Consider the following 21,188-nt stretch of genomic DNA (forward strand, 5'->3'; position numbering starts at 1 on the left):
ACGCCTCACCTTCGTAAACGCCCACTTATCGTCGGTTGGCTATGCAAACAGGGTGAGTCGCAGTCGCCGTTTGACATTAGTTCAGCTTTGCGCGCTCGCTGTCCAGGTGATCTGCCCATGCTTGAAGCATTGCGCGCCTTTCGTCTTGGTACGCGTGCCGGTTATATGCCGCTCGTACCTTGTCTGCTGGCGAGTGCGCTAGGCAGTGTTCGATGACATCAACATTGGCCCCTACTTTGTTGAAGTGCGTACTGAACGCGGCGCGCATGCCGTGCGGTGTACTTTCGCCACCGTAGCCTAGGCGCTCGATGACCGCGTTCAGTGAACGATTCGCCATTGGACGGCTGGGGTCCACTCGGTTCGGGAACAGAAATTCACATTTGTGCGGAACAAGGTCGCGCAACTCATTTAGCAGCATCACGGCTTGCGAGGACAAAGGCACCCAATGTTCCCGTTTGGCTTTCATCCGCGACGCAGGGATCGTCCATGCCTTTGCTTTGAGGTCGAACTCTTCCCACCTGGAAGAAGTGACCTCGGCCTTTCGGCAAGCGGTCAGCAGAACCAACAGCATTGCAATACGGGTTTCGGGCTGGATGCGGCTGGCGTCAAGTGCGCGCAGAAAATTTCCGACGCGTTGTGCGGGCAGCGCGGTGTGATGCACCTGATGGCGTGCTTGAAGCAATCGACGCGGAGGGGTCGGATTCGCCGTGATCATGCCTATGTCGATGGCGTGCTCGAAGATCGCGTGCAAGTGCGTTCGAAGATTCCTAGCGGTTTCGGGGGCGCGCTTTTCCACAGTCGTCAGCAAATTCGACAGTTCGATGCGCTGAATGCTTTCAACATGTCGAAGTTTTAGCTGTGGCAGCAAGTCGTTGTTGATTTCGCGCTCTCGCTGCCGCGCGGTTGAAGCACGCAACTGCTTGTCGGTTTTCAGTCGCCAAGCCGCAACCACTGCCTCGAACGTGCCCAGGTCCGCTTTCAGCTCGACCTGGATTTGTTGCAACTTGGCTTGCTGCCGATGGTGAACTGGATTAATGCCCTCTGCGACAAGACTGCGTGCCTCGAGATGCAGTTCGCGCGCGCGCTTCAAGCTGACGTCAGGGTATCGGCCCAAGGCCAGCACGCCTTCTTTTTGCTGGAGCCAAAACCTATAGCGCCACAGCTTTGTGCCGCCTGGTTGAACAAGCAAAAAAAGCCCGCCCGGGTCTGCCAGCTTGATGGCCCCTTTGGGCGCCTTCGCGTTTCGAATTTGGGTCTCAGTCAGCACGCGCGGCGCAGCAGGCTGGTGCCGGGCCTCGACGGGCAGGTGGGGTGGGGCGGTTGCCATACCCAATAGCATACCCAAAAAAATGTTGGCTGCAGCTGAATCAGTTTGGCTTTTGCTGCACGAGGTCGGAATGCAACTTGTTGTTTTTATTGAATATTTTCAGGGATTGGCCTGTTTTTTGCCGTTCAGTAAGATGCAAGAAAATAGCTCGTGCACATTACAGGTGGCTATTTTCATGAATCGCTAAGTTCTTGATTTCAATGATATTTGCGGAACGATACGACGGATCGGCTTCAAACCGTCCATCAGAGCTGACCGCGGGCGATGCCCGGAGCCAGAAATGTACGCCGCCGCGCGGCTTGCGCCCTGTCGGATCAGGGCCCAACATTCAGGCGGGCGCTGTTTGTTATCTACTGTTACTATGCGTAACCGATCCACGACATAGATCTTTCCAGGCATGCCCAAAGGGGTTCCGAACCCAGCCGAGATGTACGGCATCTACGTCAGGCCCTGGGGTTTCGAAGTGTCCATCGCCAGAGCCGGCGTTCGGCACCGCGAGGTGTTCGGCCAGGCCAGCTACGGCGGCAGCGCGCAAGCGCTCGCGCACGCCCAGCGCTGGCGCGATGCGCTGGTCAAAAGCCTGCCGCCATCCACGCGCCGCTCCCGGGCCGAGAAGATACGGCCCAACAACAAGACCGGCGTACCCGGGGTTTTCCGCCTGCTCGCGCCCAGTGGAAAGATCCTGGGCTGGCTCGCCAAGACCTACATTGCGCACGACCAGATTCTGCGGTCGCTGTTTCTCGCGAGCGAGCAGGGAAGCTCTGCGCGGTCGATGGCGATCCAGGAGCGCGGCCGGCAATTGGGGCAGATGTCGGGGCTGGCGAAGGTGCATCCCGCCGAAGAGGCGATCCGCAAGGCGCCCGCTCGTTCGGCTGCCAAGCTGCCCTCGAAGCGCTCGAAATCCGAAATCGTCCGCAAGAACAACCGCAGCGGAATTTCCGGCGTGACCTTCAAGTCGCCCCGTCCGAAGCACCCGGGATACTGGATGGCCATCACCTACACCACGGGAAAAGGCACGACGAGCAAGGCGTTCTCGGTCGCAGAGCATGGCTACGACAAGGCCAGGACGCTCGCCGAGGCCGAGCGTCGGCGCCAACTGGCCCAAAAGAAACGCGAAAGCCGCCAAGCCGAATGAAAGCAGACCGGATCGCCATTTCCGTGGCACCCGACATCGGCGTTTCGGCCCTGGCGGTGGCGCCGGCCGACGCGCAAGCCTGCCTCGTCCTTGCGCACGGCGCGGGCGCGGGCATGGCGCATCCGTTCATGAACGCCGTGGCCGAGGGCCTGGCTCAGCGGCGCATCGCGACGCTGCGCTACCAGTTCCCGTACATGGAAAAAGGCCTCAAGCGAGTGGACTCGCCGGCGCTCGCCCATTCGACCGTGCGAGCGGCCGTCCGGAGCGCCGCGCACCATCTCGATGGCGTTCGCCTGTTCGCCGGCGGCAAATCGTTCGGCGGCCGGATGACCTCGCAGGTCCAGGCGCTCGATCCGATGCAGGGCGTCGAGGGCCTGATCTTTCTCGGCTTCCCGCTTCACCCGTCGGGAGCCCCTTCCATCGACCGCGCCGCCCATCTCTACGAGGTCGAGGTGCCGATGCTGTTCGTGCACGGCACGCGCGACAAACTGGCGGAGCCCGAGCAGATGCGGCCCGTGCTTCATGGTCTCGGACCACTGGCCACGTCGATGGAAATCGAAAACGCCGAGCACTCGTTCAGCGTGCCCAAGCGCAGCGGGCGCTCGAACGAGGAGGCGCTCGACGAAATGCTCGATGGGCTGGCCTTGTGGACGCAGGCTTGGCGCATCGGCTGAGCCGCGACGCCGCTAGCTGGCCAGTGCGCGCATCTCCGCGAAGAGATCGGCCTTGCCTTCGAAGCCGATGCCCGGCAGCGGCGGCAGTGTGACGTAGCCGTCCTGCACCTTCACGCCGTCGGGGAATCCGCCGTAGGGCTGGAACAGGTCGGGGTAGCTCTCGTTGCCGCCGAGCCCGAGGCCCGCGGCGATGGCCAGCGACATCTGGTGGCCGCCGTGCGGAATGCAGCGCGAGGGCGACCAGCCGTATTCCTGCAGCATGTCCAGCGTGCGCAGGTATTCGACCAGGCCGTAGCTCAGCGCGCAGTCGAACTGCAGCCAGTCGCGGTCGGGCCGCATGCCGCCGTGGCGGATGAGGTTGCGCGCGTCCTGCATCGAGAACAGGTTCTCGCCGTGGCCATCGGGCCCGCGTACACCTCGCCGAGCTTGGCCTGCAGTTCGTAGTCGAGCGGATCGCCGGCCTCCTCGTACCAGAAGAGCGGGTACTGCGAGAGCGCGCGGCCGTAGTCGATGGCGGTGGGCAGGTCGAAGCGGCCGTTGGCATCCACCGCCAGCTGCTGGCCAGGGCCGAGGATCTTCAGCACAGACTCGATGCGCTCGCAGTCCTGTGCGAGCGTGGCGCCGCCGATCTTCATCTTCACGACCGAATAGCCGCGCTCCAGGTAACTGGTCATCTCGCGCTGCAGGCCCTCGACGCCCTTGCCGGGGTAGTAGTAGCCACCCGCTGCATAGACGAACACGCGTGGGTCGGGCGTGCCGTTGCCATAGCGTTCGGCGAGCAACTGGTAGAGCGGCTTGCCGGCGATCTTGGCGACCGCGTCCCACACGGCCATGTCGATCGTGCCCACGGCCACCGAGCGCTCGCCGTGGCCGCCAGGCTTCTCGTTGATCATCATGCGGGCCCAGATCTTGTGGGGGTCGAGGTTCTCGCCGGTCTCGTCGACGAGCGATGCCGATTCGGCCTCCAGCAGCCGCGGCAGGAAGCGCTCGCGGATCAGGCCGCCCTGGCCGTAGCGGCCGTTCGAGTTGAAGCCGTAGCCGATCACCGGCTTGCCGTCGCGGATCACGTCGGTGACCACCGCCACGAGGCTCAGGGTCATCTTCGAGAAGTCGATGTAGGCGTTGCGGATGTCCGACTTGATGGGACGCGTGGATTCGAGGATGTTGACGATTTTCATGAGGAGGGTGGGAGAGAATCTCCGCCGTGGTTCAAGGTGCGATGCAGGAAGGCGTTCATCTTTTTCCGGCGGGGCCTGCACCGTCCAATACTCGAAACGCATACAACTATTCAACTGCGCCGCATATGGGCTCCGGCAACCGACCCCTCGATCTCGAATGGCTGGAAGACTTCCAGGCCCTGGCCGAGACCGGCAATTTCTCGCGCGCAGCAGAGGCGCGCTCCATCGCCCAACCCGCGTTCAGCCGGCACATCCGCGCGCTGGAGGAATGGGTGGGCGTCGATCTGTTCGACCGCAGCGCGCACCCGGTCGCGCTGACCGCGGCGGGCAAGCGCTTCCAGCCCTTGCTGCAGGAAGTACTCGCCGGCCTGCAGGCGGCCCGTGTCGAAGCGCGTGACGCGCACGACCTGGACGCAGCGAGCCTGAGCTTCGCCGCCACCCATGTGCTCTCGCTCACCTTCTTCCCGCGCTGGCTGGGCAGCGTGGAAGCGCGGCTGAGCATGGGGCCGATCCAGACCATCTCCGACAGTTCGCAGGCCTGCGAGGACCTGATGTTGCAGCGCCGCGTGCAGTTCGTGCTGTGCCACGGCCATGCCGGTGCGCCCGGGCGGCTCGATGAAGCGCAATACCCGATGCAGCGTCTGAGCGACGACGTGCTGGTGCCGGTCGCGGCCCCCGATGCGAATGGCGCGCCGCAGCACGCACTGGGCGTGGGCCGTGCGCCTTCGGTGCTGGCGTACAGCGAGGCATCCGGTCTCGGGCGGATCATGCGGTCGATCCAGGACAGCGAGTTCGGCAAGGGCTTCGCGCCGTCGCTGTCCGTGGTCTTCACGGCGCACCATGCCGCGCTGCTCAGGACCATGGCGCTCGAAGGCCGTGGCCTGGCGTGGCTGCCGATGAGCCTGGTGGCGGACGACCTGCGCAGCGGCACGCTGGTGGATGCCGGCGCGGGCGGCTGGCGGGTGCCGGTGGACATCCGCCTCTATCGGCAGCTCGCTGCGATGACGCCGGTGGCCGAGGGGCTGTGGCAGCTCGTCAGCAAGGCCTGAGGCGACGCAACTAGGGGCAATGTCCTGCACGCCGCATCGCCGGCGACTGGCGAGCCGCGCGCCGCACATCCGGAAACTCGGGCGTTCAACAGGAGATGCCCCATGAATTCCAAAGTGCCCGCTCATGAGGAGCCCGAGATCACGCAGGAGGAGTCCGTGCCCAGCGACGGACGGGACACCGAAGGCGAGGAAATGATGAAGAAGGTGGGCAACCGCAAGCTTCACGAGCAAGGCCCGGCGGAAGAAAAGAAGCCGGAAGAGAAGAAGTCCTGACGCAGCGGCTACGGATCGCGCCCATGAACGGCACCGCAGCCACCGTCGATAACGTCGCCGCGCCCGCACCGGCCGCGTCGCTCTGGCAGCGCAGCCGTCGCTGGGTGCTGCTGCTGGTCGGCATCGCCATCCTCGGCCTCTTGCTGTCGCATGCGCACAAGGTGGACTGGGCGGGCGCCTGGCATGCGCTGCAACGCTATTCCCCCTGGCTGCTGCTCGGCGTGCTGGGGCTCGCCACTGCGAGCCACGCGCTGTATGGCTGCTTCGACCTGATCGGCCGGCGGCACACGCGCCACGCGCTGCCGCGTTGGCGCACATGGGCGATCGCGGTCACCAGCTACGCCTTCAATCTGAACCTCGGCTCGCTGGTCGGCGGCATTGCGATGCGTGCGCGTCTGTATGCGCGTGCGGGCCTCGACGAAGCGACGGTGGCGCAGATCGTCGGGCTCAGTCTTGTCACCAACTGGCTCGGCTACGGGCTGCTGGCGGGTGGCCTGTTCGCGGCGGGCGCCATCGCGCCGCCGAGCCGGGCGCCGATCGGTGCAGGTGCGTTGCGTGCGATCGGCGTCGTGATGATCCTGCTGGCCGTGGCGTACGTCGTGGCCTGCGCATTCTTGCGCGGCTGCGAATGGCGCGTGAGGAGCCGGCGGCTGAAGCTGCCCACTGCGCGGCTTGCCTTGGTGCAGCTCGCGCTGTCGGCGACGAACTGGGCGCTGATGGGGTCCGCGATGTACCTGCTGCTCGGGCAGCAGGTGCCCTACACGACCACTCTGGGCGTGCTGCTGGCCGCGTCGATCGTGGGTGTGATCACGCCGATTCCCGCGGGGCTCGGTGTGCTGGAAGCCGTCTACCTCGCGCTGTTGTCAGGCAGCGTGAAGCAGGGCGCACTGATGGGAGCGGTGCTCGCGTATCGCGCGCTCTATTACCTGTTGCCGTTGGCCGGCGGGATGGTGCTCTACCTGTTTCTGGAGCGCCATGCGACGAGTCATGCGTCGGACGGCGAACTGCTCACAACTCGATGAATGCGGACGTGGCCTTGTTCAGTGCCAGCTTTCCCTTGGCGGTGATCGATTCGACTTGCGCGAGTTGGCGTATTGCACGCTCATCGGGCGCACGCTCGGAAGGTGGGATGAATGCGGTGACCAGATCGGCCGCACGCAGCACGCGCAGCCTGTCGATGTCTGCGGCCGTGTGGACGACGTAGGGCAATCTCTGCTCGGAGATCACCCGAAGAAACTCCATGGACATGAGCCGTCTCCTTGTCTTGATGGCGGTCCGGACATTTTGCGCACAAACAATTAGCTGTGGCTAATCCCTGCGGTGGGCATGCCCTTTTGAAGCGCGTACGGAAGTTTTCACTTTGCTTGCGCAGTGCGGGCGCAACCGTTTGCCGCTGCACTGCAGCAGGTTATCTGCTGGCTTGAAGTGGCCAGGCGGTGGTGTCGGGCATGAGGATGTGCCAGAGCAACACGTCGATGCCATCGAAGGTCGCGCGGTAGCGATCGGACAGCCGACCTTCATCGGTCACGTCGCGGATCACGATGCCGTCGATGCGCTGCGGATTCGCGCGGTACACCTGCGCGTAGATTTCCGGATCGGCCTCGCCCGAATCGCCCACGAGCAGGAAGCGGCGCTGCGGGAATTCGGTGAGCAGCCGGTCGATCACGCCGAGCTTGTGCGCACGCGAATCCTCGGCGCCGGGGATCAGCGTGCGCCATGTCGTGCTCTCGCGCAGGTGCATGCTGCCGGCGGGAAAGTCGTTGTCGCGAACGAAGTCCGCGAGCGCCGGATAGAGCTGGATCGGGCTCGACGAGAGGTAGTGGAAGCGCGTGTCCGGCGTCATCGCGAGCGAACGGTAGTACGCGGCCATGCGGGGTGCCGCCTCGAAGCGCCGCGCGAAAGTGTTCAGCAGCATCTCGCGGCGGTCGCGAACCTGCGTGCGCTTGATGGTGTCGTCGATGTCCGAGATGACGGACACGCCCGTCGGCGGCACGACGAGCGCCTGCCCCCTGAAGCGGTGCAGCAGCTCGCCCGGCCCTGTCACGCCGTGGAACTGCAGCCACTGCAGCGGCGCGGTCGTACGCGGTGCATCGACCACCACGCGCAGGTTGCTGCGTCCGTCCGCCGTCGAGGGCGGCATCTTCACGCGGGTCTGCGTGCCGTCGAAGACGACGTCGATCAGCTTGCCTTCCTCGGACTCCGCGTGGAACAGCGCGGTGCGCTGGTTGAAGCGCAGCCGCGCCGCAGGCGAGAGCTTCTTGAGGCTCAGCCCAAGGTAGCGCGCCAGCGCGGCGTCCAGGCCCCAGCGCCGTTCGCGCTCGAAGATCCAGGCGTGGATGTCGACCTCGAGGCGGCCATCGTTCGTGGGGCGCGCCGTGCCGGGCATGAAGAGCGCTTCTTCATCAGGTTCTAGCGGTTCGGCGGCCTGCAGCGCTTGCATGGGCGCAAGGCCTGCAAGCAAGGCCGCACCCATCACAACGGACCGGCGCTTCAGTTGCGGCGCTGGAGGGTGAATAGGGCTGGTGTCGCTCATGCGTCCGCGATGCGTTCGTAGGTCACGAAGCTGAACGCCAGGCCGTCCTTGGCCGAGACGTGCGATTCGCGTTGTGTCTCGCGCCATGCAGCGCTGTCGAGCACCGGCGCATGCGCATCGCCCTCGTAGTCGCGAGCGATTTCGGTCACGACCGCGCGTTGTGCCAATGGCTCGGCCTCGGCGTAGATCTGCGCGCCGCCGATCACCCACACCTCGGGCGATGCTGCCTCGGCGCAAAGCGAGAGCGCATCGCGCAGGTTGCCCACCGGCAGCGCACCCTCGGCGCGCCAATCGGCCTGCCGCGTGACCACGATGTTCTGCCGCCCCGGCAGCGGTCGAAAGCGCGGCGGCAACGAGTCCCAGGTCTTGCGGCCCATGATCACCGGCGCGCCGGCGGTCTGCTGCTTGAAGTGCGCCATGTCCTCGGGCAGGTGCCAGGGGATCGTGCCGTTGGCGCCGATGACGCCGTTGGCGGCGCGGGCGTAGATGAGGTTGACGTTCATGGCAAGCGTGGTGGCAGATTCAGAGCGAGTCGATCTTGATCATGTTCGCGTTGATGGTACCGACTGGCTTGTGGATCTCGCTCTGCGGCACTTCCGCAAAACGGGCCAGCAGGCGCGGATTGATCGGCTCCGTGTCGAAGTAGACGGAGACACGAACAAGTTCGTTGGGGGCGCAGAGTGCGGTGAGGTACGTCGCATACCGGGCCACGAGCACATCTTCGTTGAGTTCGTCGGGCGACAGTTTCGCATGGCAGACGCGCGCGATCATCAGGTTGATGTCGTAGCTCAGACCAGCATCGCTCTGCAGGCGGGTACGGGCAACCCAGCATCCGTCGAGCGCCTGCTCTTCTTGCAGCACCTCGGACAGGAGCCGGGCAGCCCATCGCTGCAACGGTGTCAGCGGTACATCCATCAAATGACGCCAGAAGCCCTTGCGGAGCGAGTCGAGTTTCTCGTTGGCCAGATCCAGCCGTTTGGAGAACTCGTGAATCTCGTCTTCCGTTCCGCGCAGGCGCACGTGCGAGAGGATGGCTTCATAGCCCGATACCGCCAGGCGCCGGTCCAACTTGATCGCGGAGCGCACTTGAGCAATGCCTTCGGCACGCGAACGATTCAGCAGTGCGAGGCCCAGGGCGTACTGCGCGAGCGCGTCGGTCGCATGCAGTCGTGCGTGGCGCTCGAGGCCATGCAGTGTTTCGTCGGAAGCCTCGATTTCGTCCTCGGCCTGCAGGCGCTCCAGTTCGAAGGCGTTGTTCTCGAGTGCATCGCCTGAACTCCGGGTCTGCAGGGCACGCAGCCGAAGGTGGCGAAGGCGCCAGTTCGGCGCTGCCTTCTCTAGCCATCGGGCATTCGCACTGTCCAGTTGTGTGCTCCAGTCCGAACCGATCAAGGACTGGCCAGCGCAGCCGGGGAGGGACCAGTCCGGCAAATCCATCGTGGCGCCTGTCGCTTCGACACGGTCGTCCAGGGCAGGATGGGTGTCGTGGGTGCGGCGCGGCAGGCTCCGCGCCTCGTCCAGTGCGGCCTGGAGTCTGGCGGGGGAAGTGTCTCGCACGAATCGCTCGACGAGATCCCAGAAGGCTTCGGGTGCGTGCGGCGAATCGGCTTGCAGCTCGTTGAGCTTCAATGGCAGACGGGTCCTCATCAAGCTGCCTGCGACGTCGAGCTTGATCAGTGCCTTCGCGAGATGGTTGCTTCCCGTGGCCTGCACGGCCAGCGCGTCGGCCTCGAACTCGCACACACGCGACCAATCGGCAGACATCCGCATGAATCGCGGCAGGAACGCCAATGCGATCCATCGGCGCAGGCGGTCAATACCGGAGTCCTTCTTGTCATTGCCATCGAGGTAGATACCCCACTTGAAGCGAACGTTGTAGATCCAATGCCCGAGCCGGCCATGACGGCGCGAGAAATGGCCAAACTCGTGCGCGATGACTGCGGACACTTCATCCGCCGACAGCAGTTTCAGAAGAGGCACACCGAGCACCAGTGTTCGCCGGCCACCAATCAGCGCAAACAAGCCGCCCGAATACGATGCGGCGGCGTTGAGTTCGTCCGTGAGCAGAACGCGATGAATAGGCGGTGCGTTGAGCTTCGCTCGCAAGCCATCAAGGGTGTTGAAGAGTCCTGGGGCTTTGTCGCGCGAGAGCTCCGCGCCCGATGTTTCGAAGGTGGGCTGGAAAATCCACCACATCCATACCGTGAGGGCGGAGCCCACCACTGCCGCCGTGGCTGGGCCGAGAAAAACGGCCTGGAGAATGATCATTGGCGCCCATGCCAGCATCGAGGCAGCCAGGAAGGTCAGTTCGGCGGCCACGGCCATCAGGGCCAAGCCAGCGCGCGCTCCGGACGGATGCGGTCTCACACTGCCACAGGCGCCTTGATCGGATCACCGTGCTTGTAGTCGAGCACCTCGAAGTCTTCGTACTGGTAGTCGAAGATCGAATCGGGCTTGCGCTTGATGTGCAGCGTGGGGTACGGGTACGGATCGCGGCTCAGCTGCAGCTTCACCTGTTCGGCGTGGTTGCTGTAGATGTGGCAGTCGCCGCCGGTCCAGATGAAGTCGCCCACATCGAGGTCGCACTGCTGCGCGACCATGTGCGTGAGGAGGGCGTAGCTCGCGATGTTGAAGGGCACGCCCAGGAAGATGTCGGCGCTGCGCTGGTAGAGCTGGCAGCTGAGCTTGCCGCGTTCGCCCTCGGCCTGCGGCGGCGCGACGTAGAACTGGAAGAAGGCGTGGCAGGGCATCAGCGCCATCTTCGAGAGCTCGGCCACGTTCCAGGCGCTCACGATGATGCGGCGCGAATCGGGGTTGGTCTTCAGGGTCTTGATGACGTCGGAGATCTGGTCGATGTGTCCGCCATCGGGCGTGGGCCAACTGCGCCATTGCACGCCGTACACGGGGCCCAGGTCGCCGTCTTCGCGCGCCCATTCGTCCCAGATGGTGACGCCGCGTTCCTTGAGCCAGTTGTTGTTGCTCGAGCCGGTCAGGAACCACAGCAGTTCCTGGATGATGGATTTGAGGTGCACCTTCTTCGTGGTCACCAGCGGAAAGCCTTCGTTCAGGTCGAAGCGCATCTGGTGGCCGAACACGCTCTTGGTGCCCGTGCCGGTGCGGTCGCTCTTGAACACGCCGTGGGTGTCCACGTGGCGCATGAAATCTTCGTACTGGGAGCGGACGGGGCGGGTGGGCGTGGAGGTCATGGCAAGAGGGGCTCTCGGAGGCGGGTTTTCGAATTTTAAGTGCCCGGGCTTAGCATGGCGGCCATGAGCCAAGACCACCCCACGAAGGGCCACGAACACGGCCACGACCATCCTCACGACCACAGCGAACTCGGCGAGATGGACCTGCGCGTCCGCGCCCTCGAAAGCGTGCTCACACAGAAGGGCTACATCGACCCCGCTGCGCTCGACGCGCTGATCGACACCTACCAGACCCGCATCGGCCCGCGCAACGGCGCCCGGGTGGTGGCGCGGGCCTGGGTCGACCGCGAGTTCCACGACTGGCTGATGGCCGATGCCACGGCTGCCATCGCCTCGCTCGGATACACGGGCCGGCAGGGCGAGCACATGGTGGCGGTGGAAAACTCCGACGAACAGCACCACATGGTCGTCTGCACCCTCTGCAGCTGCTACCCCTGGCCCGTGCTCGGGCTGCCACCCACCTGGTACAAGAGCGCGCCATACCGCTCGCGGGCCGTGAAGGACCCGCGCGGCGTGCTGGCCGATTTCGGCACCACGCTGCCCGAGACCACGCGCATCCGCGTCTGGGACTCGACCGCCGAAGTGCGCTATCTCGTGATTCCGCAGCGCCCCGCCGGCACCGAGGGGTTGAGCGAGGAAGAGCTCGCCGCGCTGGTCTCACGCGATTCGATGATCGGCACGCGGCTCGCGGACATGCCTTCGACGGGGAGCGCCACATGAGTTACGTCACCCATGCCGACCTCGGCGGCCAGCCGGGCTTCGGGTCGGTCACGCCCGAGCCCGAGGGCGAACTCTTCCACGCGGATTGGGAGCCGCGCGTGCTGGCCCTCACGCTCGCGATGGGCGCGACCGGCTCCTGGAACATCGATGCGAGCCGCGCCGTGCGCGAGACGCTGCCCGACTACCGCGACCTGAGCTACTACCAGATCTGGCTCGGCGCGCTGGAGCAACTGATGCTGCAGCGCGCGCAGGTCTTCCCCGACGAGATCGCCTCCGGCGAGATGAAGCATCCGGCCGCGCCGGTCGCCCGCGTGCTGCAGGCGGCGAACGTGCCCGCGGTGCTCGCCAAAGGCTCACCCACCGAGCGCCCCGAGCTGGGCCCGGCGCGCTTCGCCGTCGGGCAGGCGGTGCGCATGCACCTGGGCAAGGTCGACCATCACACGCGGCTGCCGGGCTATGTGCAGGGCAAGCGCGGCACGATCGAACATGTCCACGGTGCGCATGTGTTCGCCGATGCGCATGCGCAGGGCCTGGGCGAACAGCCGCAGTGGCTGTACACGGTGGTCTTCGACGAAGCCGAGCTCTGGGGCGATGCGGCGCCGCGCCAGAACCTCTCGGTGTCGGTCGATGCGTGGGAGAGTTATCTGGAGCCCGCCGCATGAAGAACGACGTGCCACCGCTCGCGCTTGCACCCGGCATGCCGCGCGATGCAGACGGCCCGGTGTTCAAGGAGCCCTGGGAGGCACAAGCCTTCGCGATGACGCTGGCGCTGCACGAGCGCGGCCTGTTCACCTGGGTCGAATGGGCCGAGGCGCTTGCCGCGCAGATTGCCGCGGCGCAGGCCGCGGGCGACCCCGACACCGGCGACACCTACTACCGCCACTGGCTCGCCGCGCTCGAAGGCCTCGTGGCCCGCAAGGGTGCGAGCTCGGGCGATGAACTCGCGCGCTACCGCCACGCCTGGGACCATGCGGCCGACCGCACGCCCCATGGCCAGCCGATCGAATTGCGTGGCGAGGACTTCCCGGGTTGATCTGTCTTGCTCCTTCCCCTTTTGGGGGAAGGCTGGGATGGGGGCAAGCGGCGCCAGTTCGGCGCAGTGCTTCATCGAGCGCCGCGTGCCCCCACCCCGGCCCTCCCCCAGAGGAGGAGGGAGGAAAACCAAGACCTAGACCCGGATCACGCGGCCCGGGTTCAGCGTGTTCTTCGGATCGAGCCCGCGCTTGATCGCCCGCATCATCTCCAGCGCCACTGGCGACTTGTGCTTCTCAAGCTTGTCGACTTTGAGCGAGCCCACGCCATGCTCGGCAGAGAACGATCCACCGAACTTCTCGACCGCGTCGTACACCAGCGTGTTGATGCGGTCTTCCTCGTTCTTCAAGAACGCCTTGGTGTCGATGTTCTCCGGCGCCTGCACGTTGTAGTGCAGGTTGCCGTCGCCCAGGTGCCCGAAGTTCACGAGCCGCACGCCGGCGATTTCGCTTTTCAGGAGCGCATCGGTCTCGGCGACGAAGGCCGGGATGCGTGACACCGGAATCGAGATGTCGTGCTTGATGTTCAGGCCTTCCTCGGCCTGCGCGAGCGGAATGCTCTCGCGGATGTGCCAGAGCTGGTGCGCCTGCGTGAGGTTCTCGGCCACCACTGCGTCGGTCACGCAGCCGTCTTCGAAGGCAGTTTCGAGCAGCGCCTCGAAGCGTGCGCGCGCATGGTCTTCGGATTCGCTGTCGGAGTTCTCCAGCAGCACGCAGTAGGGCACGGCTTCGTCGGCGATGAAGGGCACGCGCAGCTGTGGCATGTGCTTGTCGACCAGGCTCAGCGCGAACTTGCCCATCACCTCGAAGCCCGTGAGCCCCGAGCCCAGGTGCTTGTGCGCGAGGCCCAGCAGCGTGACCGCGTGGTCGAGCGAGGGCACCGCGGCCCAGGCCGTGAGCTGCGCGGCCGGCAGCGGGTAGAGCTTCATCGTCGCGGCGGTGATGATGCCCAGCGTGCCTTCGCTGCCGATCATCAAGTCGCGCAGGTCGTAGCCCGTGTTGTCCTTGCGCAGACCGCTCGTGCCTTCCCAGATCTCGCCCTGCGGCGTGACCACTTCGAGGCCCAGGCACAGCTCGCGTGTGTTGCCGTAGCGCACGACCTGCGTGCCGCCCGCATTGGTCGCAAGGTTGCCGCCGATGGTGCAACTGCCCTCGGCCGCGAGGCTCAGGGGGAACAGGTAGCCCTCTTTTTCCGCGGCCTCCTGAAGCGTCTGCAGGATGCACCCGGACTCGACGGTCATCGTGAGGTTCGCGCCGTCGATGGTGCGGATCGCGTTCAGCCGCTGCAGGCTCAGCACCACCTGCGTGCCGCTGTCGTCGGGAATCGAGCCGACCGCCAGACCGGTATTGCCGCCCTGCGGCACGATGGCCGTGCCGGCCGCGGCGCAGGCCTTGACCACATCGGCCACCTGCTGCGCATTCGCCGGCCGCACCACCGCGAGCGACTTGCCGCGCGAGCGCTTGCGCCAGTCCTGCTCGTAGGCGGTGAGGTCGCCTTCGTTGAGCACATGCGAGGCGCCGACGATGGCGCGCAGTTGGTCGATCAATGCAGTGGAAGAAGAAGTCATTGGGCGGAAGCCTCCAGTTGACGGGCAGCGGCAGCCTTGGCGTGGCGCAGGCGAAGGCGCACATGCCACGCACAGGCCGCGAAGAGCACCAGGCACAGCAGCACCTCGACCAGCGCGAGCAGTTGCCCCACGCCGTTGGTGTCGCTCCAGGCGCGCACCACGCCCTCGGTGAAATAGAGCCAGATCATCAGGCTGACCCAGCGGTAGGTGTACATGCGGTTCTTGTAGAGCCCCGCGAGCGGAATCACGAGCGGCAGCACCTTCAGCGCGAGCAGCGAGCCGCCCGGCCGCAGCGGCGCGAGCCACAGCTCCCAGGCCAGGCCCAGCACGATCAGGCCGACGAGGCTGCCCACGGCAAGCCATCGGGTGGCGCGGACGGAAGAGGGCGGAAGCGGGGTGGCGGTCACGGTGCGGCGGAAGAGGGCGCCCCATGGATGGCGGCGCATTGAAGGGCGGATGGCATGATACCGGCCATGAATCGCAGGCAGCTTTGGAGGGATCTTTCGCGCTTTCCATGGCGCAACACCGCAGCGGTGCTGGGGGAGCGTTTCCGTGAAGACCGCCTCGGGTTGACGGCCAGCAGCCTGACCTTCACGACCACCATCGCGATGGTCCCCTTCTTCACGGTGGCGCTGGCCCTCTTCACCGTGTTCCCCATGTTCGCCAAGATGCAGGGCCGCCTGCAGCGCTGGCTCATCGAGAGCCTGATCCCCGACAACATCGCGCGCCAGGTGCTCGGCTACCTGAACCAGTTCGCGAGCAAGGCGAGCGGCCTCGGTATCGCCGGCCTGATCGTGCTGCTGATCACCGCCATCGCGCTGATCCTCACGATCGACAAGACGCTCAACAACATCTGGCGCGTGCCGCGGCCGCGGCCGCTGGCGCAGCGGGTGCTGATCTACTGGGCCACCATCACGCTCGGCCCGCTGATCCTGGCCGTGAGCCTGTCGACCACCTCGTACGTGTTCGCGGCCTCGCGCGACGTGGTGGGCGGCGCGATGGTCAAGCTGGCCTTCGACAGCCTCGAATTCCTGCTGCTCGCCGCCGGCATGGCCGCGCTCTACCACTACGTGCCGAACACCAACGTGCGCTGGTCGCATGCGTGGGCCGGCGGCATCTTCGTGGCGGCGGCCATCGAGATCGCCAAGCGCGTGCTGGGCTACTACCTGAGCCTGGTGCCGACCTATTCGGTGCTGTATGGCGCCTTCGCCACCTTCCCGATCCTGCTGGTGTGGATCTACGTGGCGTGGGTGATCGTGCTTTTAGGGGCGGTCATCGCGGCCTATTTGCCAAGCCTGCTCACCGGCGTGGCGCGACGCGGCGGCGCGGCGGGCTGGCCGCTGCAACTGGCGATGGAAACGCTGCAGCACCTGGCGCGCGCGCAGGCCACGCCAGCCAAGGGCATGGGTGCGACCGAACTGGTGACGCGCATGCGCGTCGACACGCTGCAGCTCACGCCGGTGCTCGAAACCCTGGTGGCGCTCGACTGGATCGCGCCGCTCGCCGAGGAGCCTGCCAACGCCGACCCGCGCTACGTGCTGCTGGCCGACCCGTCGACGCCCATCGAGCCGCTGCTCAAGGAGCTGCTGATGCCGCAGGCCGAGCCGCTCGAAGACCTCTGGCAGAAGGGGCCGCTGCGGTCGCTTCGCCTCGGAGATGTGCTCCTTATCTAGCAGCAGATCAGATCTTGACCTTGCCGAGCCAGATGTCGCGGTACATCGCCCAGTCGCCCATGAAGGAATAGAGCGGCCGCTTGAACGAGGCCGGCTTGTTCTTCTCGAAGCCGAAGTGCCCGACCCAGGCGAAGGCATAGCCCACCAGTACACCCGCCAGCAGCCAGAGCGGGTTGAGCGTGACCACCAGCGCCACCAGGCACAGCAGCGACAGCGTCGAGCCCGCGAAATGCAGGCGCCGGCAGGTGCGGTTGGCGTGCTCGGTCAGGTAGAACGGGTAGAACTCCGCAAAGCTCTTGAAACGGCGCGGATCGACGGCAGATTCCGGGGCAGTCGTGGTGTTCATGGGCTTGTCTCCTGGCGCCGGAGCGCCTTGTGTGGGCTTTGTCCATAATAGCCACGACCTTGCGGCCGCACCACCCCGGTCCCCCTTCACACCACTGACGCATCAGCCTTGAGCGCTCTGCCCGCCACCACCGATTCCGCCGATCCGGCCAGCGATGCGCTGTGGGTTGTGTGCCTGTGCGCCGAATGGTGTGGCACCTGCCGCGACTACCGGCCGATGTTCGAGCAGGTGGCGCGTGCGCATCCGCAGTTGCGCTTCGGCTGGGTCGACATCGAGGACCACGCCGACATCGCCGACGGGTTCGACGTCGAGACCTTCCCCACGCTGCTGGTCGCCGGTGCCGACGGCACGCGCTTCCTGGGCCCGCTGCTGCCGCATGCCGAAACGCTGTCGCGCATGCTCGGCGCCTTGCAGCCGCCGCAGCCTTCGAGCCTCGATGTCGACCTGCTCCTCGCCGTGCTGAACAAGAAGCCGGCGACGTTCTCGGTTTAACCGGCCCCTTCCTCCCATGAACATCCTGATCTTCGGCGCCACCGGCATGGTGGGGCAGGGCGTGCTGCGCGAGTGCCTTCTGGCCTCCGACGTGGAACGTGTCGTCGCGGTTGGGCGCAACGCCACCGGGCAGCAGCATCCGAAGCTGCAGGATCTGGTCGTGAAGGACATGTACGACTATTCCGCCGTCGAGCCGCAACTGCAGGGCTTCGATGCCTGCTTTTTCTGCCTGGGCGTGTCGTCGGTCGGCATGAAGGAAGACGACTACCGCCGCATCACCTACGACCTCACGATGGCCGCGGCCACCGTGCTCGCGCGGCTCAATCCGGGCATGACCTTCACCTACGTGACGGGCTCCGGCACCGACAGCAGCGAGCGTGGCAGCAGCATGTGGGCAAGGGTGAAGGGCGCGACCGAAAACGCCCTGCTGCGCCTGCCGTTCAAGGCGGCCTACATGTTCCGCCCCGGCATCATCCAGCCGCTGCATGGCGTGCGTTCCAAGACGCCGCTGTACCACAGCGTCTACATGGTGATCTCGCCGCTGCTCAGCCTCGCCTACCGGTTCTGGCCCGACAAGGTGACGACCTCCGAGCAGATTGGCCTGGCCATGCTGGCCGTGGCCCGCGGCGGCGCGCCGAAGGTGCTGCTCGACCCCGTGGACATCAACGCCCTGCGTTGACCGGCCCTCGCGACACGCGGCAGCAGCCCTGCGTTTTTCCTTGCCTGCCCGCGCGATGAAGCAGACCGTTCCCGGCATCTCGCGCCGCCTGCTTCTTTGCGGGGCTTCGGGCGCGGCGCTGGCGGTGCATCGAGCAGCGACAGCACAGGGCGCCTGGCCGCAGAGGCCGATCCGTCTCGTCATCCCCTTTGCAGTCGGCGGCGGCACCGACATCGTGGCGCGGATGATCGGCCAGACCCTGTCGCAGCAACTGGGCCAGCCCGTCGTGATCGACAACAAGCCCGGCGCCTCCACCCTCATCGGCACCGAGATCGTGGCCCGCGCCCGGCCCGACGGCTACACGCTGCTGCTGGCGGGCTCCACCAGCTACAGCGTGAATCCGGCGCTGCGCGCGGCGCGCGCCTACAACCCATCGCGCGACTTGGCGCCCATCGCCATCGTCGCGCGGGTGCCGCTCGTGCTGTTTGCGGGCGGCACCACGCCGTGGCACTCGCTGCCCGCGCTGATCGATGCGGCCAGGGCGCGTCCCGGGCAGATCCGCTATGCCACGTTCGGCAATGCGTCGGGTTCGCACCTCACGGGCGAACTGTTCGCGCTGGCCGCAGGCATCCGGCTGCAGGACATTGCCTATCGGGGCAGCAGCCAGGCGATGGTGGCGGTGATCGGCGGGGAGGTTGACCTGGGCATCGACACCGTGGCATCGGTTGCGCCGCACGCGCGCAGCGGAAAGGTGCGCGCGCTGGGCATCGTGGGCGCTGCGCGATCCGGCCTTTTGCCCGGCGTGCGCACGCTGGCGGAGCAGGGGTTGCCCGAGGCAAGCTTCGACGCCTGGTATGGCTTTGCCGCGCCGGCACACACGCCGGCGCCCGTGCTCGCGAGGCTGACGCACGCCATATCGGAAACGCTGGGCAGCCCCGCATTGCAGGCGCAGCTGCGCGCGCAGGGCATCGAGCCGACGATGATCGGCGCCGCCGCCTTCATGGCGCAGATCGAAAGGGAGATCCCGCGGTACCGCGCGTTGGCGCATCGCGCGGGGATCGCCGCGAACGAATAGCCTGCCGGTTCAGGCCGCTGGCGCGCTCAGGAAGTCGCGCAGCGCGAACAGCGTCTCGTCCGGCGCCTCGCTCATCAGCGCGTGGCCGGCACGCACGGTCACCACCTTCGCATTGCGCGCCTTGCCGACCAGCACCTTGGTGGCGCGCGCCGGCGTCATCTGGTCGGCATCGCCGAGCAGGAACAGCACCGGGCACTGCACCGCTTCCATCGCGGCTTCGCCGTTTGCGTAGTCGTTGCAGGCCTTGAAGCCGATGTGGAACACGTTGTGCGTGCGGTTGCTCGCGAGCACGCGGCGCATGAGCGCGCGTGAACTGCCGTAAAGCCAGGTGCCGGGGCCCAGCGACGAGGGCGGCGGTGCGAGCAGCGAATGCGAGAAGGTGTTGACCATCGCGATCGCACGCTGCGGATCGTTCAGCGCGCCGTCGAGCAGCGCGGGCGACACCACCATCGGATAGGCCGTGCCGACCAGCGCCAGGTGCGTCACGCGATCGGGCGCGCGCGCTGCGACCTCCAGCGCGATCAGCGAGCCGAAGCTGTGGCCGACCAGCGCCGCTTTTTGCACACCTGTCGCGTCGAGCAGCGCGATCACGAACTGCGCCGCTTCTTCCACGCTTGCCGGTGGCGGGCCTTCGCTCTTGCAGTGGCCGGGCAGGTCGAGCGCGAGCACGTTCCATCCGTGGTTGGCGAACCAGCGGCTCTGCAGGATCCACACGCTGTGGTCGTTGAGCACGCCGTGGATGAACACGACCGTGGGCTTGGCTGCATCGAAGGGCTTGCCGCCGGTGTAGCAATAGGTGGCGTGGCCGTTGACGGTGTAGTGCATGTCAGGCACCTGCCTTTTCCGCGGCCTTCAGCGCGCGCTTGAGGTCATCGATCAGGTCGGCCGGGTCTTCGAGCCCGATCGAGAGGCGAATCGTCCCTTGCGAGATGCCCGCGCCCGCGAGCGCCTCGTCGGTCATGCGGAAGTGCGTGGTGCTGGCCGGGTGGATCACCAGGCTGCGGCAGTCGCCCACGTTGGCCAGGTGGCTGAAGAGCTTGAGCGCCTCGATGAAGGCCTTGCCCTGCGTGCGGCTGCCCTTGATGTCGAAGCTGAACACCGCGCCCGCGCCGCGCGCGCCGTGGCGCAGCAGCTTCTGCGCGAGCGCATGGCTCGGATGCGATTCGATCAGCGGATGCCCCACGCGCGAGACGAACGGATGGCTTGCGAGGAACTCGACCACCTTCTGCGTGTTGTCGATGTGGCGCTCCATGCGCAGCGGCAGCGTCTCGATGCCCTGCAGGATCAGCCACGCCGTGTGCGGGCTCATCGACGCGCCGAAGTCGCGCAGGCCCTCGCGGCGGGCGCGCAGCAGGAAGGCACCGACGGTGCTCTCTTCGCTGAAGACCATGTTGTGGAAGCCGTCGTAGGCCTGCGTGAGTTCGGCGAACTTGCCCGACTTCTCCCAGTCGAAGCTGCCGCCGTCGACCACCACGCCGCCGATGACGGTGCCGTGGCCCGAGAGGAACTTGGTCGCCGAGTGATAGACCAGGTCGGCGCCCCAGTCGAAGGGCTTGATCAGGTAGGGCGAGGTGAGCGTGGAGTCGACCAGCAGCGGCACACCGGCTTCGTGCGCGATGTCGCTCACGGCGGGGATGTCGAGCACGTCCAGGCCCGGGTTGCCCACGGTTTCGCCGAAGAAGAGCTTGGTCTCGGGCCGCACTGCGGCGCGCCAGCCATCGAGGTCGCCGGGCTTCACGAAGGTGGTTTCGATGCCGAAGCGGCGCATCGTGTAGTGCAGCAGGTTCTGCGAACCGCCATAGAGGGCGGTGCTCGCCACGATGTGCGAGCCCGCGCCCATCAGCGTGGCGATCGACAGGTGCAGCGCGGCCTGTCCGCTCGCGGTGGCGATGGCGCCGATGCCGCCCTCGAGCGCCGACACCCGCTGCTCCAGCACCGCATTGGTCGGGTTGCTGATGCGCGAATACACATGGCCCGCGCGCTCCAGGTTGAAGAGCGCGGCCGCGTGGTCGCTGGACTCGAAGACGAAGGAGGTGGTCAGGTGGATCGGCACCGCCCGCGCGCCGGTGGCAGGGTCGGGCGAGGCGCCGGCGTGCAGCGCGAGGGTGTCGAAACCGGGGTCGGAATAACCGGGCATGAGGGCCTTTCTGTTGTCTCTCGCAAAGCCCCGTTACGTCTGCAAAGCATGCGTGGGCGACAGGGGCGTTCAGGTCGGCGTCGATTGTGGGCTATATTCAAATCGGCACCCCG

23 protein-coding genes and 1 pseudogene are annotated in these 21,188 nt (G+C 66.1%); 12 read left to right on the top strand and 12 right to left on the bottom strand.

All coding sequences use genetic code 11. The features are described 5' to 3' along the window. Positions 1-76: 76 nt before the first annotated feature. On the bottom strand, positions 77-1,327 hold the full coding sequence (locus ACSFA7_RS00415; protein ID WP_435497575.1) for a tyrosine-type recombinase/integrase: 1,251 nt from the start codon (positions 1,325-1,327) through the stop codon (positions 77-79). A 427-nt stretch (positions 1,328-1,754) separates the two neighbouring features. Between ACSFA7_RS00415 and ACSFA7_RS00420 the strand changes: the two genes are divergently transcribed. Beyond that, entirely contained in the window at positions 1,755-2,462 is a 708-nt protein-coding gene (locus ACSFA7_RS00420) for an AP2 domain-containing protein (RefSeq protein ID WP_435497576.1), read from the top strand. Then, on the top strand, positions 2,459-3,136 hold the full coding sequence (locus ACSFA7_RS00425; protein ID WP_435497577.1) for an alpha/beta hydrolase family protein: 678 nt from the start codon (positions 2,459-2,461) through the stop codon (positions 3,134-3,136). Before ACSFA7_RS00420 ends, ACSFA7_RS00425 begins: the two co-directional genes overlap by 4 nt. Positions 3,137-3,148: 12 nt before the next feature. Here ACSFA7_RS00425 and ACSFA7_RS00430 read toward each other — a convergent pair. Continuing rightward, a pseudogene (locus ACSFA7_RS00430) lies at positions 3,149-4,314 on the bottom strand (mandelate racemase/muconate lactonizing enzyme family protein). A 125-nt stretch (positions 4,315-4,439) separates the two neighbouring features. Here ACSFA7_RS00430 and ACSFA7_RS00435 point away from each other — a divergent pair. The 3 genes from ACSFA7_RS00435 to ACSFA7_RS00445 all read left to right on the top strand — a co-directional run bounded on the left by ACSFA7_RS00435 (position 4,440) and on the right by ACSFA7_RS00445 (position 6,658). Continuing rightward, entirely contained in the window at positions 4,440-5,363 is a 924-nt protein-coding gene (locus tag ACSFA7_RS00435) for a LysR family transcriptional regulator (RefSeq protein WP_435497578.1), read from the top strand. A gap of 102 nt (positions 5,364-5,465) precedes the next feature. Then, positions 5,466-5,636: a hypothetical protein gene (locus tag ACSFA7_RS00440; RefSeq protein ID WP_435497579.1), complete on the top strand. Its 171-nt coding sequence runs from the start codon at positions 5,466-5,468 to the stop codon at positions 5,634-5,636. 23 nt (positions 5,637-5,659) lie between these two features. Then, complete coding sequence (locus ACSFA7_RS00445) at positions 5,660-6,658, top strand: lysylphosphatidylglycerol synthase domain-containing protein (protein ID WP_435497580.1); 999 nt, start codon at positions 5,660-5,662, stop codon at positions 6,656-6,658. On the opposite strand, the gene ACSFA7_RS00450 is transcribed toward ACSFA7_RS00445, so the two are convergent. From ACSFA7_RS00450 to ACSFA7_RS00470, 5 genes are all read right to left on the bottom strand, one after another. Then, positions 6,645-6,884 (bottom strand): hypothetical protein, encoded by a 240-nt coding sequence (locus ACSFA7_RS00450; protein WP_206178101.1) that lies wholly within the window; start codon positions 6,882-6,884, stop codon positions 6,645-6,647. The genes ACSFA7_RS00445 and ACSFA7_RS00450 overlap by 14 nt on opposite strands. A 160-nt stretch (positions 6,885-7,044) precedes the next feature. After that, a complete protein-coding gene (locus ACSFA7_RS00455; protein ID WP_435497581.1) occupies positions 7,045-8,076 on the bottom strand; it encodes a phosphatidate phosphatase App1 family protein in 1,032 nt (343 codons plus the stop codon). Positions 8,077-8,165: 89 nt separating this feature from the next. After that, entirely contained in the window at positions 8,166-8,672 is a 507-nt protein-coding gene (locus ACSFA7_RS00460; protein ID WP_435497582.1) for a dihydrofolate reductase, read from the bottom strand. 19 nt (positions 8,673-8,691) lie between these two features. Then, positions 8,692-10,494 (bottom strand): M48 family metallopeptidase, encoded by a 1,803-nt coding sequence (locus ACSFA7_RS00465; RefSeq protein WP_435498867.1) that lies wholly within the window; start codon positions 10,492-10,494, stop codon positions 8,692-8,694. Between the two features lie 38 nt (positions 10,495-10,532). After that, positions 10,533-11,375: a thymidylate synthase gene (locus tag ACSFA7_RS00470; RefSeq protein WP_435497583.1), complete on the bottom strand. Its 843-nt coding sequence runs from the start codon at positions 11,373-11,375 to the stop codon at positions 10,533-10,535. Positions 11,376-11,438: 63 nt separating this feature from the next. Between ACSFA7_RS00470 and nthA the strand changes: the two genes are divergently transcribed. Genes nthA through ACSFA7_RS00485 form a run of 3 tightly spaced genes read left to right on the top strand, consistent with a single transcriptional unit; the run spans position 11,439 to position 13,128 of the window. Beyond that, the gene (nthA, locus tag ACSFA7_RS00475) at positions 11,439-12,095 is read left to right on the top strand and encodes a nitrile hydratase subunit alpha (RefSeq protein WP_435497584.1); all 657 of its coding nucleotides are present in this window, start codon (positions 11,439-11,441) and stop codon (positions 12,093-12,095) included. Continuing rightward, the gene (nthB, locus tag ACSFA7_RS00480; RefSeq protein ID WP_435497585.1) at positions 12,092-12,757 is read left to right on the top strand and encodes a nitrile hydratase subunit beta; all 666 of its coding nucleotides are present in this window, start codon (positions 12,092-12,094) and stop codon (positions 12,755-12,757) included. Before nthA ends, nthB begins: the two co-directional genes overlap by 4 nt. Further along, complete coding sequence (locus ACSFA7_RS00485; protein ID WP_435497586.1) at positions 12,754-13,128, top strand: nitrile hydratase accessory protein; 375 nt, start codon at positions 12,754-12,756, stop codon at positions 13,126-13,128. The genes nthB and ACSFA7_RS00485 overlap by 4 nt, the downstream gene beginning before the upstream one ends. A 135-nt stretch (positions 13,129-13,263) precedes the next feature. Here ACSFA7_RS00485 and ACSFA7_RS00490 read toward each other — a convergent pair whose 3' ends face one another. Together ACSFA7_RS00490 and ACSFA7_RS00495 are read right to left on the bottom strand one after the other, a co-directional pair. Further along, on the bottom strand, positions 13,264-14,694 hold the full coding sequence (locus ACSFA7_RS00490; protein ID WP_435497587.1) for an FAD-binding oxidoreductase: 1,431 nt from the start codon (positions 14,692-14,694) through the stop codon (positions 13,264-13,266). Then, entirely contained in the window at positions 14,691-15,140 is a 450-nt protein-coding gene (locus ACSFA7_RS00495) for a DUF2069 domain-containing protein (RefSeq protein WP_435497588.1), read from the bottom strand. Before ACSFA7_RS00495 ends, ACSFA7_RS00490 begins: the two co-directional genes overlap by 4 nt. Before the next feature lie 15 nt (positions 15,141-15,155). On the opposite strand from ACSFA7_RS00495, the gene ACSFA7_RS00500 reads away from it, so the two are divergent. Further along, the gene (locus ACSFA7_RS00500; RefSeq protein WP_435497589.1) at positions 15,156-16,367 is read left to right on the top strand and encodes a YihY family inner membrane protein; all 1,212 of its coding nucleotides are present in this window, start codon (positions 15,156-15,158) and stop codon (positions 16,365-16,367) included. Between the two features lie 7 nt (positions 16,368-16,374). Here ACSFA7_RS00500 and ACSFA7_RS00505 read toward each other — a convergent pair whose 3' ends face one another. After that, complete coding sequence (locus ACSFA7_RS00505) at positions 16,375-16,713, bottom strand: Mpo1-like protein (protein WP_206178110.1); 339 nt, start codon at positions 16,711-16,713, stop codon at positions 16,375-16,377. Positions 16,714-16,821: 108 nt separating this feature from the next. Here ACSFA7_RS00505 and ACSFA7_RS00510 point away from each other — a divergent pair, with 108 nt between their 5' ends. The 3 genes from ACSFA7_RS00510 to ACSFA7_RS00520 are packed head-to-tail and all read left to right on the top strand — an operon-like array spanning position 16,822 to position 18,938. Then, on the top strand, positions 16,822-17,205 hold the full coding sequence (locus tag ACSFA7_RS00510; protein ID WP_435497590.1) for a thioredoxin family protein: 384 nt from the start codon (positions 16,822-16,824) through the stop codon (positions 17,203-17,205). A gap of 16 nt (positions 17,206-17,221) precedes the next feature. Next, positions 17,222-17,884 (top strand): NAD-dependent epimerase/dehydratase family protein, encoded by a 663-nt coding sequence (locus ACSFA7_RS00515; RefSeq protein ID WP_435497591.1) that lies wholly within the window; start codon positions 17,222-17,224, stop codon positions 17,882-17,884. 55 nt (positions 17,885-17,939) lie between these two features. Further along, complete coding sequence (locus ACSFA7_RS00520) at positions 17,940-18,938, top strand: Bug family tripartite tricarboxylate transporter substrate binding protein (protein ID WP_435497592.1); 999 nt, start codon at positions 17,940-17,942, stop codon at positions 18,936-18,938. A 9-nt stretch (positions 18,939-18,947) separates the two neighbouring features. Here the strand turns inward: ACSFA7_RS00520 and ACSFA7_RS00525 are convergent, their stop codons facing one another. Next, on the bottom strand, positions 18,948-19,763 hold the full coding sequence (locus ACSFA7_RS00525; protein ID WP_435497593.1) for an alpha/beta fold hydrolase: 816 nt from the start codon (positions 19,761-19,763) through the stop codon (positions 18,948-18,950). Between the two features lies 1 nt (position 19,764). Further along, positions 19,765-21,075, bottom strand: a complete 1,311-nt coding sequence (locus tag ACSFA7_RS00530) for an O-acetylhomoserine aminocarboxypropyltransferase (protein ID WP_206178115.1) — start codon at positions 21,073-21,075, stop codon at positions 19,765-19,767. Between the last annotated feature and the right edge of the window lie 113 nt (positions 21,076-21,188).

Origin of the sequence: Variovorax trehalosi, assembly GCF_051216415.1 — a bacterium.
GTDB lineage: Bacteria > Pseudomonadota > Gammaproteobacteria > Burkholderiales > Burkholderiaceae_C > Variovorax.

Coding starts and splice junctions, on each gene's coding strand:
- ACSFA7_RS00460 (WP_435497582.1), bottom strand. CDS start 8,672: ATGAACGTCAACCTCATCTACGCCCGCGCCGCCAACGGCGTCATCGGC.
- ACSFA7_RS00455 (WP_435497581.1), bottom strand. CDS start 8,076: ATGCAAGCGCTGCAGGCCGCCGAACCGCTAGAACCTGATGAAGAAGCG.
- ACSFA7_RS00415 (WP_435497575.1), bottom strand. CDS start 1,327: ATGGCAACCGCCCCACCCCACCTGCCCGTCGAGGCCCGGCACCAGCCT.
- ACSFA7_RS00450 (WP_206178101.1), bottom strand. CDS start 6,884: ATGTCCATGGAGTTTCTTCGGGTGATCTCCGAGCAGAGATTGCCCTAC.
- nthB (WP_435497585.1), top strand. CDS start 12,092: ATGAGTTACGTCACCCATGCCGACCTCGGCGGCCAGCCGGGCTTCGGG.
- ACSFA7_RS00495 (WP_435497588.1), bottom strand. CDS start 15,140: ATGCGCCGCCATCCATGGGGCGCCCTCTTCCGCCGCACCGTGACCGCC.
- ACSFA7_RS00505 (WP_206178110.1), bottom strand. CDS start 16,713: ATGAACACCACGACTGCCCCGGAATCTGCCGTCGATCCGCGCCGTTTC.
- ACSFA7_RS00470 (WP_435497583.1), bottom strand. CDS start 11,375: ATGACCTCCACGCCCACCCGCCCCGTCCGCTCCCAGTACGAAGATTTC.
- ACSFA7_RS00440 (WP_435497579.1), top strand. CDS start 5,466: ATGAATTCCAAAGTGCCCGCTCATGAGGAGCCCGAGATCACGCAGGAG.
- ACSFA7_RS00420 (WP_435497576.1), top strand. CDS start 1,755: ATGTACGGCATCTACGTCAGGCCCTGGGGTTTCGAAGTGTCCATCGCC.
- ACSFA7_RS00520 (WP_435497592.1), top strand. CDS start 17,940: ATGAAGCAGACCGTTCCCGGCATCTCGCGCCGCCTGCTTCTTTGCGGG.
- ACSFA7_RS00530 (WP_206178115.1), bottom strand. CDS start 21,075: ATGCCCGGTTATTCCGACCCCGGTTTCGACACCCTCGCGCTGCACGCC.
- ACSFA7_RS00435 (WP_435497578.1), top strand. CDS start 4,440: ATGGGCTCCGGCAACCGACCCCTCGATCTCGAATGGCTGGAAGACTTC.
- ACSFA7_RS00425 (WP_435497577.1), top strand. CDS start 2,459: ATGAAAGCAGACCGGATCGCCATTTCCGTGGCACCCGACATCGGCGTT.
- ACSFA7_RS00525 (WP_435497593.1), bottom strand. CDS start 19,763: ATGCACTACACCGTCAACGGCCACGCCACCTATTGCTACACCGGCGGC.
- ACSFA7_RS00445 (WP_435497580.1), top strand. CDS start 5,660: ATGAACGGCACCGCAGCCACCGTCGATAACGTCGCCGCGCCCGCACCG.
- nthA (WP_435497584.1), top strand. CDS start 11,439: ATGAGCCAAGACCACCCCACGAAGGGCCACGAACACGGCCACGACCAT.
- ACSFA7_RS00490 (WP_435497587.1), bottom strand. CDS start 14,694: ATGACTTCTTCTTCCACTGCATTGATCGACCAACTGCGCGCCATCGTC.
- ACSFA7_RS00515 (WP_435497591.1), top strand. CDS start 17,222: ATGAACATCCTGATCTTCGGCGCCACCGGCATGGTGGGGCAGGGCGTG.
- ACSFA7_RS00500 (WP_435497589.1), top strand. CDS start 15,156: ATGATACCGGCCATGAATCGCAGGCAGCTTTGGAGGGATCTTTCGCGC.
- ACSFA7_RS00465 (WP_435498867.1), bottom strand. CDS start 10,494: ATGGCCGTGGCCGCCGAACTGACCTTCCTGGCTGCCTCGATGCTGGCA.
- ACSFA7_RS00485 (WP_435497586.1), top strand. CDS start 12,754: ATGAAGAACGACGTGCCACCGCTCGCGCTTGCACCCGGCATGCCGCGC.